3 protein-coding genes are annotated in these 2,296 nt (G+C 70.0%); all 3 read left to right on the forward strand.

Annotated elements, in window-relative coordinates; genetic code table 11:
• A partial coding sequence (locus A5659_RS09695; RefSeq protein ID WP_067180701.1) for an aldehyde dehydrogenase family protein occupies window positions 1–1,334 on the forward strand: 1,334 nt, incomplete at its 5' end.
• 46 nt (window positions 1,335–1,380) lie between these two features.
• Window positions 1,381–2,052: a TetR/AcrR family transcriptional regulator gene (locus A5659_RS09700; protein ID WP_066868563.1), complete on the forward strand. Its 672-nt coding sequence runs from the start codon at window positions 1,381–1,383 to the stop codon at window positions 2,050–2,052.
• 37 nt (window positions 2,053–2,089) lie between these two features.
• Window positions 2,090–2,296, forward strand: a 207-nt coding sequence (locus A5659_RS28110; RefSeq protein WP_197497966.1) for a DEAD/DEAH box helicase, incomplete at its 3' end; no start/stop codon positions are given.

Consider the following 2,296-nt stretch of genomic DNA (forward strand, 5'->3'; position numbering starts at 1 on the left):
CGTTCTCGGTGTGGCGCGGCACACCGGCCCCGGTACGCGGCGCGCTGGTGGCCCGCCTCGGCGAGCTGCTGACCGCGCACCGCGGCGAGCTGGCCACCCTGGTGACCCTCGAGGTCGGCAAGATCGCCTCCGAGGCCGCCGGCGAGGTGCAGGAGATGATCGACATCTGCCAGTTCGCGGTCGGCCTGTCGCGCCAGCTCTACGGCCGCACCATCGCCTCGGAACGCCCCGGCCACCGGCTGCTGGAGACCTGGCACCCGCTCGGTGTCGTCGGCGTGATCACCGCGTTCAACTTCCCGGTCGCGGTTTGGGCCTGGAACGCCGCGCTGGCCCTGGTGTGCGGGGACCCGGTGGTGTGGAAGCCCTCGGAGCTGACGCCGTTGACGGCGCTGGCCACCCAGTCGTTGATCGCCCGGGCCGCGGCCGACGTCGGCGCCCCGCCTGCGGTGAGCTCGCTGGTGCTAGGCGACCGCGACCTCGGCGAGCTGCTGGTGGACGACCCGCGCGTCGCGCTGGTGTCGGCGACCGGTTCGGTCCGGATGGGCCGGGCCGTCGGTCCCCGCGTCGCCGCGCGGTTCGGCCGGGTGCTGCTGGAGTTGGGCGGCAACAACGCCGCCATCGTGACGCCGTCGGCCGACCTGGACCTTGCGGTGCGCGCGGTGGTGTTCGCGGCCGCCGGCACCGCGGGGCAGCGCTGCACCACCCTGCGCCGGCTGATCGTCCACCGCTCGGTGGCCGACGAGGTGGTCGCGCGCGTCGCGTCCGCCTTCGGGCAGCTGCGCATCGGTGACCCGTCGGCGCCGGACACGCTGGTCGGACCGCTGATTCACGAGACCGCCTACCGCGACATGGTGGGGGCGCTCGAACAGGCGCGCGCCGACGGCGGCGAGGTGATCGGCGGCGAGCGCACCCATCCCGAGGCCCCCGAACACCCGAGTTCCTACTACGTCGCGCCGGCGCTGGTGCGGATGCCCGCGCAGACCGCCATCGTGGCCACCGAAACGTTCGCGCCCATCCTCTACGTGCTGACCTACGACGAGCTCGACGACGCGATCGCCCTCAACAACGCGGTGCCGCAGGGCCTTTCGTCGGCCATTTTCACCACCGACCTACGCGAGGCCGAGCGCTTCCTGGCCGAATCCGACTGCGGAATCGCCAATGTCAACATCGGCACGTCCGGCGCGGAGATCGGCGGCGCGTTCGGCGGAGAGAAGGAAACCGGCGGCGGACGCGAATCCGGCACCGATTCGTGGCAGGCCTACATGCGCCAAAGTACCAATACCGTCAATTATTCCGGCGAGTTACCGCTGGCCCAGGGCGTGAAGTTCGGATGAATCCAAAGTGGCCGGGGTCTCATGTCGTATGAGTACTATCTGACACATGCCGACTGCCCGCAGGCGCTTATCCCCCGAGGATCGACGCGCTGAGCTGCTCGCTTTAGGGGCAGAGGTCTTTGGGAAGCGGCCCTACGACGAGGTCCGCATCGACGAAATCGCGGAACGCGCCGGGGTCTCGCGGGCCCTGATGTATCACTACTTCCCCGACAAACGGGCATTCTTCGCGGCGGTGGTCAAGGACGAGGCCGACCGCCTGTACGAGAACACCAACATGGACGACGCCACCGGCCTGACCATGTACGAAGAGGTCCGCACCGGCGTCATGGCCTACATGGCCTACCACGAGCAGAACCCCGAGGCGGCGTGGGCCGCCTACGTCGGCCTGGGCCGGTCCGACCCGGTTCTGCTGGGCGTCGACGATGAAGCCAAGAACCGTCAGCTCGAGCACATCATGAGCCGGATCAGCGACCTGGTGGCCAAGACCCCCGCGGGGAAGCTGGAACCCGACGTCGAGCGGGACCTGCGGGTGATCTGCCACGGCTGGCTGGCGTTCACCTTCGAGTTGTGCCGGCAGCGCATCATCGACCCCACCACGAATGCCGATCGCCTCGCCGACGCGTGCGCGCACTCGCTGTTCGACGCCATCGCCCGGGTCCCCGAGATCCCCGAGGAACTGTCCCACGCGATGGCGACCGCTCGGATCGAGCCGCGCTAGCCGACGCCTTGTCGGTGCCCGTTGGCACCATGGACGGGTGAGCACTCGCGCCGACTCCGGGCCGCCCGGCCGCCCCGACCCGTTGGGCCGGTTCAGCGCCATCACCCGCGAGTGGTTCACCAGCACCTTCGACGCACCCACCACCGCACAGGCCGACGCGTGGAACGCGATCGCCGACGGCCACAACACACTGGTGATCGCCCCGACCGGATCGGGTAAGACGCTGGCGGCGTTCCTGTGGGCG

The organism is Mycobacterium sp. 1165196.3 (genome assembly GCF_001673415.1).
In the GTDB taxonomy this organism is placed as follows: domain Bacteria; phylum Actinomycetota; class Actinomycetes; order Mycobacteriales; family Mycobacteriaceae; genus Mycobacterium; species Mycobacterium europaeum_A.